Source organism: Bacteroides sp. 1001136B_160425_E2 (assembly GCF_015559655.1).
Lineage (GTDB): Bacteria > Bacteroidota > Bacteroidia > Bacteroidales > Bacteroidaceae > Bacteroides > Bacteroides luhongzhouii.
The window spans coordinates 192,719-210,066 of record NZ_JADMQH010000003.1; the positions used below are offsets into that span (position 1 = coordinate 192,719).

At 43.8% G+C, this 17,348-nt stretch carries 9 protein-coding genes; 6 read left to right on the top strand and 3 right to left on the bottom strand.

The features are described from left to right. The first annotated feature begins 14 nt into the window (after positions 1 to 14). The 6 genes from I2I04_RS04080 to cysK all read left to right on the top strand — a co-directional run bounded on the left by I2I04_RS04080 (position 15) and on the right by cysK (position 11,832). Complete coding sequence (locus I2I04_RS04080) at positions 15 to 2,267, top strand: glycosyl hydrolase family 95 catalytic domain-containing protein (protein WP_195654379.1); 2,253 nt, start codon at positions 15 to 17, stop codon at positions 2,265 to 2,267. 11 nt (positions 2,268 to 2,278) lie between these two features. Beyond that, positions 2,279 to 6,460, top strand: coding sequence for an alpha-L-fucosidase (locus tag I2I04_RS04085; protein ID WP_195654380.1), 4,182 nt, complete (start codon positions 2,279 to 2,281; stop codon positions 6,458 to 6,460). A gap of 80 nt (positions 6,461 to 6,540) precedes the next feature. Next, positions 6,541 to 9,141 carry a glycoside hydrolase family 3 N-terminal domain-containing protein gene (locus I2I04_RS04090; protein WP_195654464.1) on the top strand — a complete coding sequence of 867 codons (2,601 nt, stop codon included), beginning with the start codon at positions 6,541 to 6,543 and terminating at the stop codon, positions 9,139 to 9,141. Between the two features lie 450 nt (positions 9,142 to 9,591). Continuing rightward, on the top strand, positions 9,592 to 10,392 hold the full coding sequence (locus I2I04_RS04095) for an alpha/beta hydrolase (RefSeq protein ID WP_195654381.1): 801 nt from the start codon (positions 9,592 to 9,594) through the stop codon (positions 10,390 to 10,392). Positions 10,393 to 10,421: 29 nt separating this feature from the next. Then, entirely contained in the window at positions 10,422 to 10,763 is a 342-nt protein-coding gene (locus tag I2I04_RS04100; protein WP_143258868.1) for a cupin domain-containing protein, read from the top strand. A 121-nt stretch (positions 10,764 to 10,884) separates the two neighbouring features. Continuing rightward, entirely contained in the window at positions 10,885 to 11,832 is a 948-nt protein-coding gene (gene cysK / locus I2I04_RS04105) for a cysteine synthase A (RefSeq protein WP_195654382.1), read from the top strand. Between the two features lie 146 nt (positions 11,833 to 11,978). On the opposite strand, the gene I2I04_RS04110 is transcribed toward cysK, so the two are convergent. From I2I04_RS04110 to I2I04_RS04120, 3 genes are all read right to left on the bottom strand, one after another. Continuing rightward, the gene (locus I2I04_RS04110) at positions 11,979 to 14,273 is read right to left on the bottom strand and encodes a glycoside hydrolase family 3 N-terminal domain-containing protein (protein ID WP_195654383.1); all 2,295 of its coding nucleotides are present in this window, start codon (positions 14,271 to 14,273) and stop codon (positions 11,979 to 11,981) included. Between the two features lie 113 nt (positions 14,274 to 14,386). Next, positions 14,387 to 15,649, bottom strand: coding sequence for a hypothetical protein (locus tag I2I04_RS04115; RefSeq protein ID WP_143258870.1), 1,263 nt, complete (start codon positions 15,647 to 15,649; stop codon positions 14,387 to 14,389). 20 nt (positions 15,650 to 15,669) lie between these two features. Continuing rightward, on the bottom strand, positions 15,670 to 17,346 hold the full coding sequence (locus I2I04_RS04120; protein WP_195654384.1) for a SusD/RagB family nutrient-binding outer membrane lipoprotein: 1,677 nt from the start codon (positions 17,344 to 17,346) through the stop codon (positions 15,670 to 15,672). Positions 17,347 to 17,348: the final 2 nt, after the last annotated feature.

Consider the following 17,348-nt stretch of genomic DNA (forward strand, 5'->3'; position numbering starts at 1 on the left):
AGTTTGATTGAAGAATGATGGTGGATGTAAAGTATATACTGTTTACAGTGACTCTATGGATGGGATTGTTTACTTCTTGCACAAGCAGTGAAGAGGAGAGCAAACTGCCTCAATCTTGCCATGGTCTGAATCTGACAGAGCTGCCTCAACGTTGGGATGAGGCTATTCCTTTAGGTAATGGTCTGACAGGAGGATTACTCTGGCAGAAAGATGGTAAACTCCGGTTGGCTATCGACCGTGCTGATCTTTGGGATTTACGTCCGGTGGAGGCATTTAAATCGCCTGACCATACCTATCGGTTTATTTGTGACCAGGTTCGTAAAAAAGATATGCGACCTGTATACGCATTGATTGATGACCGGACAGCTAATGATCCTGCTCCTACTAAAATTCCTGCCGGAGCTTTGGAATTTGATATTCATAAATTGGGTAAAGTAAAGAAAGTGGCGCTGGATGTAGCAACTGCGGTATGTACTATTCTTTGGGAGAATGATGTGCAAGCTCGTTTTTTTATTCCTGCGGAGGGAAACGGGGGACGTTTCCGTTTTGAAAATCTGCCGGATACTCTTTCTCCTGAATTATTAGCTCCACTTTATCAGGGACATATTACAGAGTCTGATCATCAGCCCGGTGTAAATGACTTGTCGGCATTGGGGTATCAATCGGGTACTATCATTTCTCCCGCTCCCGGAAGATTACTTTATCGGCAACAAGCATGGGGAGATGTTTCTTATGAAATTGGTGTGCAATGGGAGCGACCACATACCGGAGTGTTGGAAGGCGGATATTATGTGACCTCTAAAGGTACATGGTATTCGGAAGATATTGGTACGGTGGATCATTTGGATATTAGTTTTGATGAAGCATTGGCTTCTCATCAAAACTGGTGGGAACAATATTGGAAACAATCATCTGTCAGCCTGCCGGATACACTGTTGGAGAGACAATGGTACCTGGAAATGTATAAGTTTGGTGCAGCTTCCCGTAGGAAGGCACCTCCTATCTGTCTGCAAGCAATATGGACAGCGGATAATGGACAGACTCCACCATGGAGAGGAGATTTTCACAGTGACCTGAACACACAATTAAGTTATTGGGCGGGATATACAGCTAATCACTTGGAAGAGTCTGCCGTATTTACAGATTGGCTGTGGAAAATTAAAGAAAATTCGGAACAGTTTACCCGTCAGTTTTTTCAGGTAGAAGGACTGAATGTGCCATGCATTGCCACTCTGACAGGTCAACCTATCGGTGGGTGGAATCCGTATTCTCATTCACCTACTACGGCCGGATGGCTATCTTATCATTTTTACCAGCAATGGAAGTATGGCATGGACTCGCAGTTCCTGAAAGAACGGGCTTATCCTTGGGTGAAAGAGGTGGCACGTTTCTTTGAAAATGTTTCGATATACGACAAACAAGGTAAGCGTAAGTTACCGTTATCTTCCTCTCCCGAAATCAATGATAACCGGATAGATGCCTGGTTTATGAATACTACTAATTATGACTTGGCTAATATCCGGATTACTTACACGGTTGCCAAAGAAATGGCGGAAGCTTTGGGGTTGATGGATGAAGCGGCTCATTATGCCCGGCAGTTGGATGAATGGCCGGATGAAGCTGTAGATGAGAGCGGATTGCTGATAGCTCCCGGAAAACCGATGGATGAATCTCACCGTCATTTCTCACATCTGTTGTCGTTCCATCCCTTTGGGCTTATTGATGTCAGCCAGGGAATTAAAGCGACTAATCTTATTTTACGTTCTATCAAAAATGTGGAAGATCTTGGTCCGGATTACTGGACAGGTTATACATATGCTTGGTTGGCGAATATGAAAGCCCGTGTAGCAGATGGCAATGGAGCTTTGAGAAATTTGCATATTTTTATGAACGCTTTTTGTTCGCCCAATAGTTTCCATGTGAATGGAGATCAGACCCGTAGTGGCTATTCACAATATACCTATCGTCCGTTTACGCTGGAGGGAAATTTTGCTTGTGCTGCAGCGATACAGGAGATGTTACTTCAAAGTCATACGGGAGTCATCAAAGTATTTCCTGCTCTGCCTACTTCCTGGAAAGATGTTTCTTTCCGGAACCTGCGGGCGATGGGAGCTTTTCTGGTTTCGGCTTCGTACGTCGATGGAGAAGTGGCTTCTATTGCTGTTACTTCGGAAAAAGGCGGTCGGATGAGACTTGATAATCCTTTTACCAGTGAGATTACGGAGAAGGTGATGAAACCGGGAGAGACAATAGTGTTTGGAAATTAAATTAATACAATATGAAAGATAAAAAAAGAAATTGTCTGGTATTTTTGGTATTGCTTATTTGTCTGACTGTATGTGCACAGTCCTCTGATAAAGTAAAAGCTATACGTAATTTGCGCGATTATTACGCACAGAATATAAATACCTATGATATAAACCATGATATTGGGAAATGGGATATCTATCTGAAACAGCTTAGTGAAGAAGGGCAGTTTGTAGATTTGGCTGCTTATGAAAAAAAGATCCATGACAACAACTGGCTGTCATCCGTTTCTTTTCAGGATCAACAGGATATAGGTGTTTATTTGGCAGATGCTTTAAGGCGATTGTGGGTGATAGCTAATCATTACCGGCAAACGAATGTGAATGATATTCCCGAACGTTTCTGGAAGTCTATTTTGAGATATGGAGATGTTGAAGTTCGTCGTCAACCGAATGACCGTTTTCATGCTTCTTGTTTTGCCATTCCAAAAGCAGCTTGTGGTATTTATTTCTCTTTGGTCGGGCAGATGGAGCTGCCGGATGATACAAAATCACTGCGTAAATCGGCTTGCCGGATGCTGAAAGCATTGGCTATGCAATCGTGGACACAACCATTGCGTAATAATGAAATGGATCGGGATATTGTGAGAGTAGAACGTTTTCGTCATCATGTATGGTGGGTCGGTGGAAATGCATTAGCTTATCGTCCGCTACTGGAAACTGCTGTTTTAATGGATTCTATCCCAATGATCGATGTTATAGCTGAAGTGGCAAAGCGGAGTTTAAGTAATGTGTCACAGACTACTTATAATGAGGCATTTTGGAACGAAGGTTTTACTGCCGACGGAGCCGGATGGGGACATGGCTTGCAATGTCTGGTTTGGGGATATCCGATTCATGGGGCATCCAGTGCACAGGAGCTGCTATGGACACTCCGGGATACCCCTTGGGGGCAAAATCTGACACGAGAGAATGTGGAAGCATTGCTTAATTTCTATCGAGGCAGTACTTTCTATTATTATAAAGGGTATATTCCTCCCTGTCTGGACCGTTATTCTATGGTGTATTATGAAGGAAAACCGGCTCATATTCCTTATTATGAAATGTTGAAAGCGTCTGTTGAACGATGGCCTGCTTCATTTACGGATGGTGAACTCCGGGAACTGAAGCAACTTATTAAAGAAGCGGAACAAAATAATATCCGCATGGAAGGGTATCCGGCAGGTCGTTATAACGGTACACGCTGGTTCTATAATAATGACGATTTGGTAAAACGTACTCCCGGTTATTATATGATGGTTAATATGGCATCCAGTCGGTGTGATGGTTTGGAGAGTGCCTGTAGTTTTGCGGATGAGTTTAATATTTATACCAACGATGGACTTACTCTTTTTCAACGTAAAGGTGATGAGTACCGGAAGATTATCGGAGCGATGGATCTGACTGCTATGCCCGGAGTAACTGCCCGTGAGGGAGAACGGCGGTTGAAACCGATCACCAATTGGAGAGGATTTTGCAGCAAGTATAACTTTGCAGGTGCAGCTACTGATGGAGGTGGGAATGCGGTAGCGGGTTATCTTTTCGAGAAGATGGATGCTACTTCTAAAGAAAAGGAAGTGAAAATGGAGAATCCGGTGGCCTTCGGTGTAAAGGCTTATAAGTCTTATTTTATGTTAGGTGACTATCTGATTGCTCTTGGTGCGGGTGTTACTAATTTGCAACCGGAACAGGAAGGGAATATACGTACTTCTATCGAACAGACGGCTCATCAGGGGAAAGTAACGCTCTATGATGGGAAAAAGAGATGGCAACCTTCTTCCGGCATCCATTCGTTGATAGAAAAGGGAAAGCCGCTTTGGGTATTACAGGAAGGAGGATTTGCTTATGCCCCGTTGTCTGAACTTAGTCCCAAAGCCTTTTTCCTTTGTGAGTCCAGGCCCAATGAATGGGTAAAGAGGAATTTAGTGAATAAAGGGAAGAAGAATCTTCCTGTACAGGCAGATTTGCTGCGAGTTTGGATTGATCATGGACGAAATGTTGAGAATGGTGTGTATGGTTATGTCGTATATGCAGGTGAGGGGCTTCCTCCACAGGAGAATCCATTTGATATTCTTCGGAATGATACATTGGTACAGGCGGTGCAGTCGGCTGACGAGAAAGTGTTGGAAGCGGTGTTTTATAGAGCCGGTGAAACTGTTCAATGGAGTGGTTTACCTGTGAAAACGTCTGTACCTTGTGTTTTGCTTATTGAACGTATTGGGGAAGAATATTCCGTTTCGGTAACAGATCCGACTATGAATGTCCGTCTGAAACAGGTAAAAGTAGAGATTGGCGATGTTGCTATTGACATTACTTTACCATCAGGGAAAGAATGTGGTAAATGTGCGACGCAACGTTTTTCACCTACGATGGAAAAACGCCGTGCTTCTGCGTTGAGCAGTCTGATTCCTGATAAGAAAGAACTGGATAGCCGTATGCAATGGTTCGAACAGGCTCGTTTCGGTATGTTTATTCATTGGGGAGTCTATTCATCTTTGGGTTGTTCGTGGAATGGAAAGAAGTATGGCGGGTATGGTGAGCATATTCAGCGGATGGCTCGCATCCCGGTAGAGGTTTATAAAGAAAAGGTGGCGGGTACGTTCAATCCCCAAGAATTTGACGCCGAAGAATGGGTGCGTATTGCCAAAGAAACAGGAATGGGATATTTTATCATTACGTCGAAGCATCATGACGGTTTTGCGATGTACGATTCGAAAGTGAGTGATTATAATATTGTGAAGGCAACGCCTTTCGGACGTGATCCGATGAAAGACTTGCGGGATGCTTGTCGTAAGGCAGGAATTAAGTTTGGTTTCTATTATTCACATGCATTCGATTGGGGTGAGAAAGAGGGTGTAGGTAATGACTGGGATTATGACAATCCCGGAGGTGACAAGTTGCTGGGTGGGCGCAACTGGTGGGAGACGAGAAAAGATTACCTGCCTGTTGCCCGGAAATATGTAGATGAGAAGGCTATTCCGCAAATTCGTGAATTGATTGCAATGTATGATCCTGATATTATGTGGTTTGATACACCTCATAAATTACCACAAGAAGAGTGTATTCGTATAGTAGAAGCGACGCGTGAGGCATCTCCTGATATCATTATTAATGGTCGTGCCATTTCCGGATTCGACAGGTATGACTATTACAACACTGCGGATTGTCCTTACGAGTTCAGTCATTATGGAGATAGTTACTGGGAAGGCATTCCGACTACGAACAATTCTTACGCCTACAATGAAAACGATCAGGAGTACAAACCGGCTTCTTTCTTTGTTCGTTTGATGGCGAAGGCGGTAGCACGCGGAGGAAATATTCTGATGAATATTGGTCCGATGGGAACCGGAAAGTTCAGTGCTCCGGATCTGGATATTCTGAAACAGATAGCAGCTTGGTGGAAAGTGAATGGAGAGGCTTCTATCCGTGGAACGAAGGCTACTCCGTTAGCGGTACAGTCTTGGGGAGAATCTACCTGTAAGGAGAATAAGTTGTTTTTGCATGTCTTCGATTGGCCTCGTGATGGGAAGCTTTGTGTAGGTGGTTTGTTGACGGAGGTAAAGAGTGCTTATTTGCAGAGTAATCCGCAACGAAAATTGAAAGTGGCACGAATGGGAAAAGATATAATGATTGATGTACCGGTCCTTTGTCCTGATACGGTTGATGCAGTGGTCGTTCTCGAATGTGAAGGAGAGTTGAAAGCAGATACTCGTCGTCGTATTTCGTATACACAGCAAGTGGATAAGTTACGTACATTTGATGCTCGTTTGGAGGGTGGTGCCCGCTATGGTGGTGAGGAAGTGGAGTCTACATGCGTGCAGAATATGAAGAGACGGGAGGATGCGGTTGTTTGGCCAGTTCGTTTGGATAAGCCAACGATTTTTGAAGTGAGTATTACCTATGTAGCTCCCGCACCCCAATATGCGGATGAATTAGTGGAAGGTGATGCCGGAAAGGAAATTCGCAAGGCAAGCAGCGGAGCTGCCGGAGTTTATTCGATTACCTTAGCGGGCAAAAAGCTGGTAAAGAAAGTCAGTAATGGTAATTGCATAACGGAAACGGTAGGTATAGTGACATTACCTGCTGGTGAATTTGATATCAGAATTCAGGGAGAAGAGATTTCTGCAACTGAACTATTTCGTCCCTGTTATATAACCTTAAAGCCAATACAATAGTTCAGTTGCAGGTACATTGATAAAATGTACGGAATATCTGTAGAATTTAGACAATAATAGGAATGATGGATAAATACACGATGAGAAAGAGAATCATAGCAATCTCATTGAATAAAAAGAGATTCTTGTCAGGAGTTTTCCTGACTTTATTAGCAACAGTTGTAAATGCGCAACTGTTTCCTTATCAACAAGCCGGGTTGTCTGTTTCACAACGAGTGGATGATTTGATGATGCGTATGACGCTGGAAGAGAAAATCGCACAGATACGTCATTTACATTCGTGGGACATTTTCAATGAACAAACGCTGGACAAAGAGAAACTAACCGCTGTTGTTGGAGAAACAGGATATGGATTTGTGGAAGGTTTTCCGTTGACGGGTGAGAATTGTCGGAGTAGTATGCGGGAAATACAGGAATATATGCTTACCCGTACCAGGCTCGGTATTCCGGCCTTTACTGTAGCCGAATCTTTGCATGGCTCTGCGCATGAAGGTTCTACCATTTTTCCACAAAATATAGCTCTCGGTAGTACGTTTAACCCAGAACTTGCTTATCGGAGGGCTTGTATGACTGCCGATGATTTGCATGCGCAAGGAATGAGGCAGGTATTAGCTCCGTGTATTGATGTTGTACGTGATTTGCGTTGGGGGAGAGTAGAAGAATCTTATGGAGAGGATCCGTATCTCTGTGGCATCTTTGCGCAGTCAGAAGTGAAAGGATATCTTGATAGTGGAATTTCTCCCATGCTGAAACATTATGGCCCACACGGGAATCCGTTGGGAGGGTTAAACCTGGCTTCTGTGGATTGTGGTTTATATGATTTGCATGCTGTTTATCTGAAACCTTTTGAGATGGTGTTACGGCATTTACCTGTTTATGCAGTCATGTCTACTTATAACTCCTGGAACCGGATACCGAATTCGGCTTCCCGGTATCTGTTAACTGATATATTAAGAGACCGCTGGGGATTTAAAGGATATGTTTACTCGGATTGGGGTGCTATAGAAATGCTGGAGACTTTTCATCATACGGCAGCTAATAAAGCGGAGGCTGCAATACAAGCACTAACTGCAGGGCTGGATGTAGAGGCTTCCAGTGAGTGTTATCCCGAATTATTCCGGTTAGTAAAAGAAGGAAAACTGGATGAGTCTTATATAAATACAGCTGTTCGCCGGGTACTGACTGCGAAATTTGAATATGGACTTTTTGAAGATCCATACGGGAATAAGCATGCCGTTTCCGGTGGAATGCATTCTATCCGAAGTGTAGAACTTTCTCGCCAGATAGCGGAAGAATCTATCGTACTGTTGAAGAATGAAAATAATCTGTTACCTCTGGATATGAATAAATTGACTTCTATTGCAGTTTTAGGTCCCAATGCAGATCAGGTACAGTTTGGTGATTATACATGGAGTCGGGATAATAAAGATGGAATTACTCCATTACAAGGAATTAAGGCGTTGGTGGGAGAGAAAATTAAAATAAATCATGCTGTTGGTTGTAGTATGATGTCTCGTGATGCAACAGGTATCGAGGAAGCGGTGGAGGCGGCACTGAAAAGTGATGTTGCTGTGATTTTCTGCGGGAGTTCCAGTGCTTCATTGGCTCGTGACTATACGCGTACGAATTGTGGAGAAGGATTTGATTTAAGCGATTTAAGTCTGACTGGCGCACAAAGTGATTTGATTCAGGCGGTTTATGCTACTGGCAAACCGGTGATATTGGTCTTGGTGAGTGGCAAGCCTTTTGCTATTTCTTGGGAGAAAGAACATATTCCTGCTATTGTAGCGCAGTGGTATGGCGGCGAACAGGAAGGATATGCTATTGCTGATGTTCTTTTCGGAAAGGTGAATCCATCGGGACACCTCACTTATTCTTTCCCCCAAAGTGCAGGGCATTTACCGGTGTATTATAATCATTTGCCTTCTGATAAGGGATTTTATAAACGTCCCGGCAGTTATGAACAATCCGGTCGTGACTATGTCTTCTCATCTCCTGAACCATTGTGGGTTTTTGGGCATGGGTTGAGTTATACGACTTTCTCTTTTGATGAAATGGAATGTGACAAGAATATATATGCTTCCGGAGATACAATAAAGGTAAAAGTACAGGTTCGTAATACAGGACAAAGAACGGGTAAAGAAGTGGTGCAACTGTATGTTCGTGATTTGGTAAGTTCTGTTGTGACTCCAGTGAAACAGTTGAAAGCATTTGCCAAACCGGAACTGAAACCAGGGGAACAAAAAGAAGTAATACTAAAAGTTCCTGTATCTGAATTATGTTTGATCGATAAGGAGGGAAATCCTTTCCTTGAGTCCGGGGAATTTGAGATTCAAGTTGGAAATGCTTCAGATTGTATTTTGCAGAAGCAAGTAATAGGGGTAGGAGATATTTCTGTTGCTGCAGTGTCTGTGTCAAGTATGAAACAGAATCAGGTTAAGATTGGAACAGGTAAAAAGATAACAGTGCGTGGGGTAGTTAGAGATGTACAAGCTACTCCGGTAGAAGGAGTCCGTATCTATTCGATGGGAAATAAGACGGAATTGACCGTGACTAACAAGAAAGGAGAATATCTGCTGAAACAAGTTGCATCTGATGATGTCTTGATTTTCTCCAAAGAGGGGTATGTGTCGAAAGAGATACCAGTGGAAGGACGTTCGGTTCTGAATGTTCGGCTGTAGATGGACATTGTTTTTAGAAAATATATTCAGGATAATATCAGACTTATTCCTTATGAGGCTATCATAAAGAAAGTCTGATATTATCCTGAATATTATTATATAGCCCGCTATTTTTTATTAAATCTTAATATCGCATTTACTAGGAATATTCTAATAGTAATTGTCTGTAAAGTGTTGACTGACAATTGTCCGTATTTGTAATGCTATTTTAAACAGAAATCTAATACACGATAAAGTTGTTATGAGGAGATCAACAACGTAATAAATATTTTCATTTTCTATTCTTATTAGAATTTCGTAATATTGCATTTTATTAGAAATATGGATATCCCTATATTAAGATGGTGGCCAGCCGATGTTTTATCTGAGATGATTATGAGTCGGCCTAGACACTAAAGGTTGGATGACGCATATTGGAAAAGAATACGAAATACTGAAATAAATAAGATCATGAAAAAGATTTGCCTTCTTCTCTTTTTGCTTTGTACTTGCATTGCTCAAGCACAAAATGTTTATCGTACCGACAAAGATATATCTTATATCTCCGGTTCCGAAACGGACACCTATCGTCTGGAACGTTGTAAACTGGATATTTATTATCCTGAAAACAAGAAGGACTTCTCAACTATCGTTTGGTTTCACGGTGGTGGTATGGAAGGTGGAAATAAATTTGTCCCCAAAGAATTGAGAGAACAAGGGTTTGCAGTAGTGACGGTGAATTACCGTTTGAGTCCGAAAGCAAAGAATCCGGCTTATATCGAAGATGCGGCTGAAGCTGTGGCATGGGTTTTCAAGAATATTGAAAAGTATGGTGGTCGTAAAGATCATATTTTTGTTTCCGGTCATTCTGCGGGAGGTTATCTTTCGTTGATTCTGGCAATGGATAAAAAGTATATGGCAGCATACGGGGCAGATGCCGATAGTGTGGCTGCTTATCTTCCGGTTAGTGGCCAGACGGTGACACATTTCACTATTCGTAAGGAACGCGGTTTGCCTGACGGCATTCCGGTGGTTGATGAGTATGCTCCGGTAAATAAGGCTCGTAAGGAAACGGCTCCTCTTGTGCTGATTACGGGGGACAAGCATCTGGAAATGGCGGCAAGGTATGAAGAAAATGCGCTGCTGGAAGCTGTCTTGAAAAGTATAGGTAACAAGAAAGTGACTTTGTATGAAATGCAAGGATTCGATCATGGTCAAGTACTCGGCCCGGCATGTTATCTGATTGCAGATTATGTGAAGAAATTCAAATAATATAGTTATAAATAATAATAGATTGGAAGATGAAAACACGCAGTGATGCTTTTCAGTTTGAGAAAGAATTGGATTGGGATAAACCGGCTCCGGGAATCCGCCGCCAGATAATGGGGTATGACGGGCAACTGATGATGGTGAAAGTGGAATTTGAGAAAGGTGCCGTCGGTTCTATGCATCAACATTATCATAGCCAAGCTACTTATGTCGCAAGCGGTAAGTTTGAGTTGACCATTGGCGATCGGAAAGAAATTCTCTCTACAGGTGATGGTTATTATGTGGAACCTGACCAGCCTCATGGATGTGTTTGTCTGGAAGCAGGTGTATTGATTGATACATTCAGCCCTATGAGAGCTGATTTCTTAATATAATATCTGGCAGGAAGTCAGATATATGTGGTATGAATTTACCACATATGTGGTATTTACCCTGAACAGAATCCGCACTATCTTTGTCATATATTAAAACAAGGGAAATTTAAAACAGATATATATGGAAAAGATAGCAAGAAAATTGACGGATTTGGTAGGTAACACTCCGTTATTGGAACTTAGTAATTATAATACAAGTAACGACCTGAAAGCTCGTCTGATTGTAAAGATTGAATCTTTCAATCCGGCAGGAAGCGTGAAGGACCGCATAGCATTGGCTATGATTGAGGATGCAGAAACGAAAGGAATTTTGCATCCCGGAGCAACTATTATTGAACCGACCAGTGGAAATACCGGCGTGGGATTGGCTTTTGTTTCGGCAGCTAAAGGCTATAAACTGATTCTGACGATGCCTGATACCATGAGTATCGAACGGCGTAATCTTCTGAAAGCTTTGGGTGCGGAATTAGTGTTGACCCCTGGTGCCGATGGTATGAAAGGAGCTATTGCCAAGGCTGAAGAACTGAAGGCTGTCACTCCAGGAGCTGTCATCTTGCAACAATTTGAGAATCCTGCTAACCCCGCCATGCATTTACGAACTACTGGTCTGGAAATATGGAGAGATACCGAGGGGAAAGTCGATATCTTTGTAGCCGGAGTAGGTACTGGTGGGACAGTTAGCGGTGTAGGTGAGGCTCTGAAGATGCGTGATCCGAGTATAAAGATTGTGGCGGTAGAACCCTCTGATTCTCCGGTACTCTCGGGAGGAAAGCCCGGGTCGCATAAGATTCAGGGAATTGGTGCAGGGTTTATTCCTAAGACATACAAGGCTTCTGTCGTAGATGAAATTATTCAGGTGCAGAATGACGATGCCATTCGTACGAGTCGTGAATTAGCCAAACAGGAAGGTTTATTGGTAGGTATATCTTCAGGCGCAGCTGTATATGCTGCTACGGAACTGGCGAAACGACCGGAAAATGCAGGGAAAATGATTGTTGCATTATTACCCGATACAGGTGAACGTTATTTATCTACCATTTTGTATGCTTTTGAGGAATATCCTTTATAATGGGTATGTCATCTAATTAGTTTATATAATAAATTTAGGCACGGATTACACGGTTTCCGTGCCTAAAAAGTATATTCAATATTGTACAGAAACAACCCAAAAAACAATCGGCTTTTCGGGTTGATCCATTAATGGGTGTATTCTGTTTACTTGCATATAATATTCAGCGTTTGATTTCCGCATTGCATACGGAAATCCCCTTGTTCCAGTATCCATTGCCCATCGGAATTGACAAAAGCCAAGTCGCTGCCTTTGATGGATAGAGTGACAGTTCGGGTTTCGCCTGGTTGCAGTTCCACCTTTTTGAAAGCCCGTAACCTACGGTTTTCGGGAGTAAGCGAAGCCACAAGATCACTACTGAACAGCATGACGACTTCTTTTCCGGCATATTTACCGGTATTGGTTACGTCTACGGAAAAGCGCAATTCATCTCCCGTGGTAAATGAAGATTTGTCTGTTTGGAAGTTGCTGTATTCGAAAGTGGTGTAGCTCAATCCGTATCCGAAAGGCCATTGAACGGAAACTACCGCATTATAGTCGTAAGCTCCTTCCATTTTGTCCATCTCTTCGCTCACCCGATAATCGTAGGTGGTCAGTGCTGCCTCGTGTCGCGGATATGTGTAAGGCATCTTGGCACTAGGGTTTACGTCTCCTGCCAGAATGTTCGCCAATGCGTCGCCACCATAGTTTCCGGGTAATAGAATGTCAATAATAGCATCAGCCAATGGCTCCAAGTCGTTGATAATGCGGGGACGACCCTCATTGAGTATCAGGATGATCGGTTTTCCCGTAGCGGAAAGTGCCTTTACCAGTTTGCTTTGGTTGGCGGAGATGGCAAGTTCTGAAAGATTACCGGGTGTTTCGCAATATGAATTTTCACCGATGCAGGCGATAATAATATCCACGTTGCGGGCGGCGGTCACAGCTTTCTCAATCTCCGGTTCATTTTCTTCCATGTAAGCCCCTTCGGGTTTGTAGGTTACGCCTTGTTCCAAACGGACATGATCGGCTCCGAATTTGTTGCAGATTGCTTCGTAAATGGTGTTATATTTGTCGGCAAATCTATCGGTCAGATGTCCTTGCCACGAATAGCTCCAACCGCCGTTCAAGCAACGCATGGAGTTGGCGTTCGGACCGGTTACCAATATCTTTTTTCCTTGAGGAAGCGGAAGAATATTATCTTTATTTTTTAGCAATATTTCCGATTCTTCGGCTGCATGAAGTGCGATAAGCGCATGCTCCTTGCTGCCGAAGAGAGGATAATCCTTCAGCAAGGTATTCGGATGATCGAACAGACCCAGACGCAATTTAAGTCTAAGCACCCGGCGGACGGCATCGTCGATGCGGCTCATGGGCACTTTCTTCTCTTGTACTAACTCTTTTAGTAATGTACAATAATTGAGATCATATGGTTCCATAGCCATGTCTATACCTGCATTGATTGCCATTTCGATGGCTTCTTTTTTGTCCGCCGCCACATGTTCGCGGGTATAAAGATTGTTGATGTCCGCCCAGTCGGTGATCAACATTCCGTCCCATCCCAAGTCCTCTTTCAGCCATTGTGTGAGGAGTTCGCGGTCGGCATGTACAGGCTTTCCGTTGATGGAACCACTGTTGACCATTATAGTCAGTGCACCTGCTTCCACACAAGCCTTGAACGGTGCAAAACATTTCTCACGCAGTTCGGAAACCGATATATAAGCCGGCGTGCGGTCTTTACCGGTACGTGGCATGCTGTATCCCATGTAATGTTTTACGGATGTAGCAATTCGGTCGGCGGGAATATGGTTAGGGTCATCTCCCTGAAAGCCTCGGACAGCAATGCTACCCATAATGGCATTGACTAAACAGTCTTCTCCATAGTTTTCCCACACACGTGGCCAACGGGGATCGCGCGCCATATCGACAGTGGGGGAGTATGTCCAGGGGCAATTGCTTGCTCTTGTCTCATAAGCTGTTACACGTGCCGCTTCGTAGGTCAATTCGGGATTGAATGCAGCACCCATATTGATGTTCTGAGGAAAGAGCGTGCCGCCCAATGTATAGGTAGTACCATGATTCTGATCCAGGCCGTAGATACATGGAATACCAATCTCCGTCATCGACAGTTCTTGTATTCGACTGATAATCTCGTTCCACTTTTCCGGGCTTTGTGCTACCGGGCCGGGAGCATTGAGAAACGAACCTACCTTATATTCGGCAATCGCTTTGTGGAGTTTTGCCTCGTCCAATTGGAATTCTCCATTTATCGTCTCTCCTAATACATCAATAGCAAGCTCGGTCATTTGCCCTATCTTGGCCTCAAGATCCATCTTTGATAGAAGCTCTTCCACTTGTTGTTCAATTTTTGCGTCTTCAGGAATGGCAGTGGGAACTGCCTGTTTGGAACAGGCAGTCATTGCGATAGATGCGGTCATTAATATAATATTTCTTAGTTTCATTATGATTTGTTTTTTAAGTAGTATCGTTTATGTAATCTGCCATTCAGAGGGCTTTAACCCGAAGAATGACAGATACTCATGGCATGAATGATTTTTAAACTTACTTAGGATAATTATTTCACGGTTACCAAATCCACATAATAGCCATGTCCCGTACATAAGAATCCATCTTCAGTTTGAATCTTATTCAGTATATCCTGTGTCAGCACCAGTGTGTATTCACCGTTTTCCGTAAATTCTATCTTATCTGCCAGGCCACCCCACCAACCTGTGGCAAGTTGCATCTGATGATATTCGGCAGTCGGTTCTATGGAGTAGACTACTTTCAGTGTTGATCCGGCTGTGATACCGGCAAACACATCCTTCGGAATCAGACCGAAACTCTTGTTGGGGTCACCGTCCGGTTTATCCCACGAAACGTAATGGTGTCCCGACCAAAGCGTTATTTCGGTAGATACGGTAACAGTCTGTTCGGTAGTTGTAACATTGTCGTTCAAGAACTGTACAGCCTCTCCGCTACGGGTTTTACCTGTCATCGTATAGCTTCCGTCAGACAAATCCGGACAAGTCAGCGTAACTTCCGTAGAAGATTGGTTGCTGAATTGAGACACTGTCTGTCCGCCGATAGTTAGAGAAGCGATGTTTTCAAGATTGATACCGGAAATGGTCCAGTCCACGTTGGCAGTAGCCCGGTTAGCTCCCGAAATGATAAGGGAAGCATTGGTTACTTTCACCATGTCGGCCCCATATTCATTGCTGTCGGCATCTTGCAGAACGATGCGGTAATCGCCTTCGCTTACGCCTGTCGGAACGGTGTATTCCAGATAATTCTCATCTGCCGATTCAACATAAGTGGGATCGGTAATCGTATTTCCTCCCAGGAGGATGGCCGTTACCTTCTGTAGATTATTGCCATATAAACGGGCAGTCTTGCCGGGAGATACAATTCTCTCAAAGGCAACTTCCTTAGATTGAGGGTCATCAGCCAATGGTTTGACCACCACTAATCCTTCACGGGAAGTCTTCTTCCCTTTCACGGTTTCTACTTCTATTTTCAAATTATACGTACCGGCTTTCAGACTGCGGTTGATTTCCTTGTCGGAGTCGGTACCCGATTCTACTTCCTGCCCATCAATGAACCAGGTTACTGTGGTGTAATCTTTCGGAGTCACGGTCAGCGCGATGGATAAGTTCGCATCCCGGCTGATGTTGGCGAATGTAGCCAATTGACCGTTCGTTCTATCAGGAAATACCGGGTCAAGGATATGCGGATCATCATTCTCTGTCACCGTAGCGAACGGTTCTTCGTCAGTGCATGCAGTAAATATGGAGCCTACAGCGAGTAGGGCAAATAGTGCAATATATATCTTTTTCATAATGGATGATTGTTTAATAGTTAGTTTTCAGTATCCCACCACAGAAGGCTGTGCCAATTATCTGTTCCTCCCATGCGCTCGATGGCTTCATTGTAGTTTTTCTTATTATAGGAAGATTCCAATACAGGATAGCATAGACGTACCGGAATTTCCGTTCCACCGGTGAGGTATTGTCCGAACCCGTATTCCGCCGGTGATTTCAACTTCGGATAACCGGAACGACGTACGTTTGCCCAACATTCGGCAGGATTGGTGAAGTGAAGAATCCATGCCTGTGTATTGATGGCTTCAAGTTTCTGATTGTCTGTATGTCCGAACGCTCCTTTATCTTGGATGAATGCATCAAACTCTGCATCGGTAGTAGCTGTGCAATCATAGTTGTCTGTCAGGAAATCCATTGCCGCACGCACTCCTTGTTTGTAAAGATCTTCTGCCGAAACACTGCCGACGTTCCATTTTTTCACGGTAGCTTCCGCCATCAGGAATTTCACTTCTGCTGAAGTCATCACTACGCCCGGATTGTCGCTTCTTTGGAAATTATTGGCAAGTTTAGGTTCCACTTCACGAGCCATAGTTGCTGTAACGGAAGGATTGTTAACGGCTAACGCGGCACAAATATCGCTATCGTAACCCGTAGGCCATGGTTCCCACGAGTAGGCACCCGGGTCGCGCGGACTGAAAGCAATCCCTTTGTCAATCATTTCTTGGGTGATGTCGACACGATTGTCGGGACTGGTGGCACTCATCAGTCCGTCGTAATAGCAGCGGGAAATTTTGAACGTGCGGGGATCGTCGGAATTGTATAACTGATTAAAGAAGGTGGAACAAAGGTAACTTGGATTATTAGCGGGGTCGTTACCGAACAACAACTGCGACAATGAATTTCCGCGATAATCAGAGTAAGCTTCTTGTCCGAAACTAAATGCTATTGTCATGTATTTGATGAGCGCATCGCTTGAGGCGTCCGTTATCACACCACCATTGGCAGTTAGAGCATTTTCAAATTCCGTTTGTGCCTTTGTCGGATTGACATTGGAGATTCGCATGGCAAAACGAAGGCGAAGCGAGTTTGCCAATTGTTGCCATTTAGTTACGTCGCCGGCATAGATGAGATCGCCTGTCACTTTATCTTTGGTCGGATCGATTTTATTGACAGCATCTTCCAGCTCCAGAAAGAAAGTGTTGTAAATATCTTCCTGCTTATCATACTTCGGATTGAATTTTCCTTCGAGGAATCCTAGTCCGGCTTCACTGAAAGGAGCGTCTCCGTAAGTGTCCGTGACGATAGACATGAGGTAAACCCGATAGATGCGGAGCACGGAGTTGATGTTCACTTTCTCTGCATCTTCGGCTGTGCGATATTGAGCATCAATGATATTCTTCAGGGATTGAGTGTAGAACGATGTCCAGATACGGCTCATCTCATTATTGTCCAACGTATGGCGTCCGCCGTAGTTGGTGGTGTTCCAGCACCCCATCAGTTGTTGGGTGAACGCATAATGGTAGTTACGGTAGATTTCCATCATACTAAGGTCTCCGTACGTTTGCAGTTGGGCAGTGGTGAGCTGCGCATTCGGGTCGATGGTAGCGGCCTTGGAAGGGTCGGTATTCATGTTTTCCATGTATTCGTCGCTGCAAGAAGCGAAAAACAGGGCACATGCCATCGTGAGGATTGTGATGTATTTAGATTGTCTCATGA

Coding starts and splice junctions, on each gene's coding strand:
- I2I04_RS04085 (WP_195654380.1), top strand. CDS start 2,279: ATGAAAGATAAAAAAAGAAATTGTCTGGTATTTTTGGTATTGCTTATT.
- I2I04_RS04110 (WP_195654383.1), bottom strand. CDS start 14,273: ATGAAACTAAGAAATATTATATTAATGACCGCATCTATCGCAATGACT.
- cysK (WP_195654382.1), top strand. CDS start 10,885: ATGGAAAAGATAGCAAGAAAATTGACGGATTTGGTAGGTAACACTCCG.
- I2I04_RS04095 (WP_195654381.1), top strand. CDS start 9,592: ATGAAAAAGATTTGCCTTCTTCTCTTTTTGCTTTGTACTTGCATTGCT.
- I2I04_RS04120 (WP_195654384.1), bottom strand. CDS start 17,346: ATGAGACAATCTAAATACATCACAATCCTCACGATGGCATGTGCCCTG.
- I2I04_RS04115 (WP_143258870.1), bottom strand. CDS start 15,649: ATGAAAAAGATATATATTGCACTATTTGCCCTACTCGCTGTAGGCTCC.
- I2I04_RS04090 (WP_195654464.1), top strand. CDS start 6,541: ATGAGAAAGAGAATCATAGCAATCTCATTGAATAAAAAGAGATTCTTG.
- I2I04_RS04080 (WP_195654379.1), top strand. CDS start 15: ATGATGGTGGATGTAAAGTATATACTGTTTACAGTGACTCTATGGATG.
- I2I04_RS04100 (WP_143258868.1), top strand. CDS start 10,422: ATGAAAACACGCAGTGATGCTTTTCAGTTTGAGAAAGAATTGGATTGG.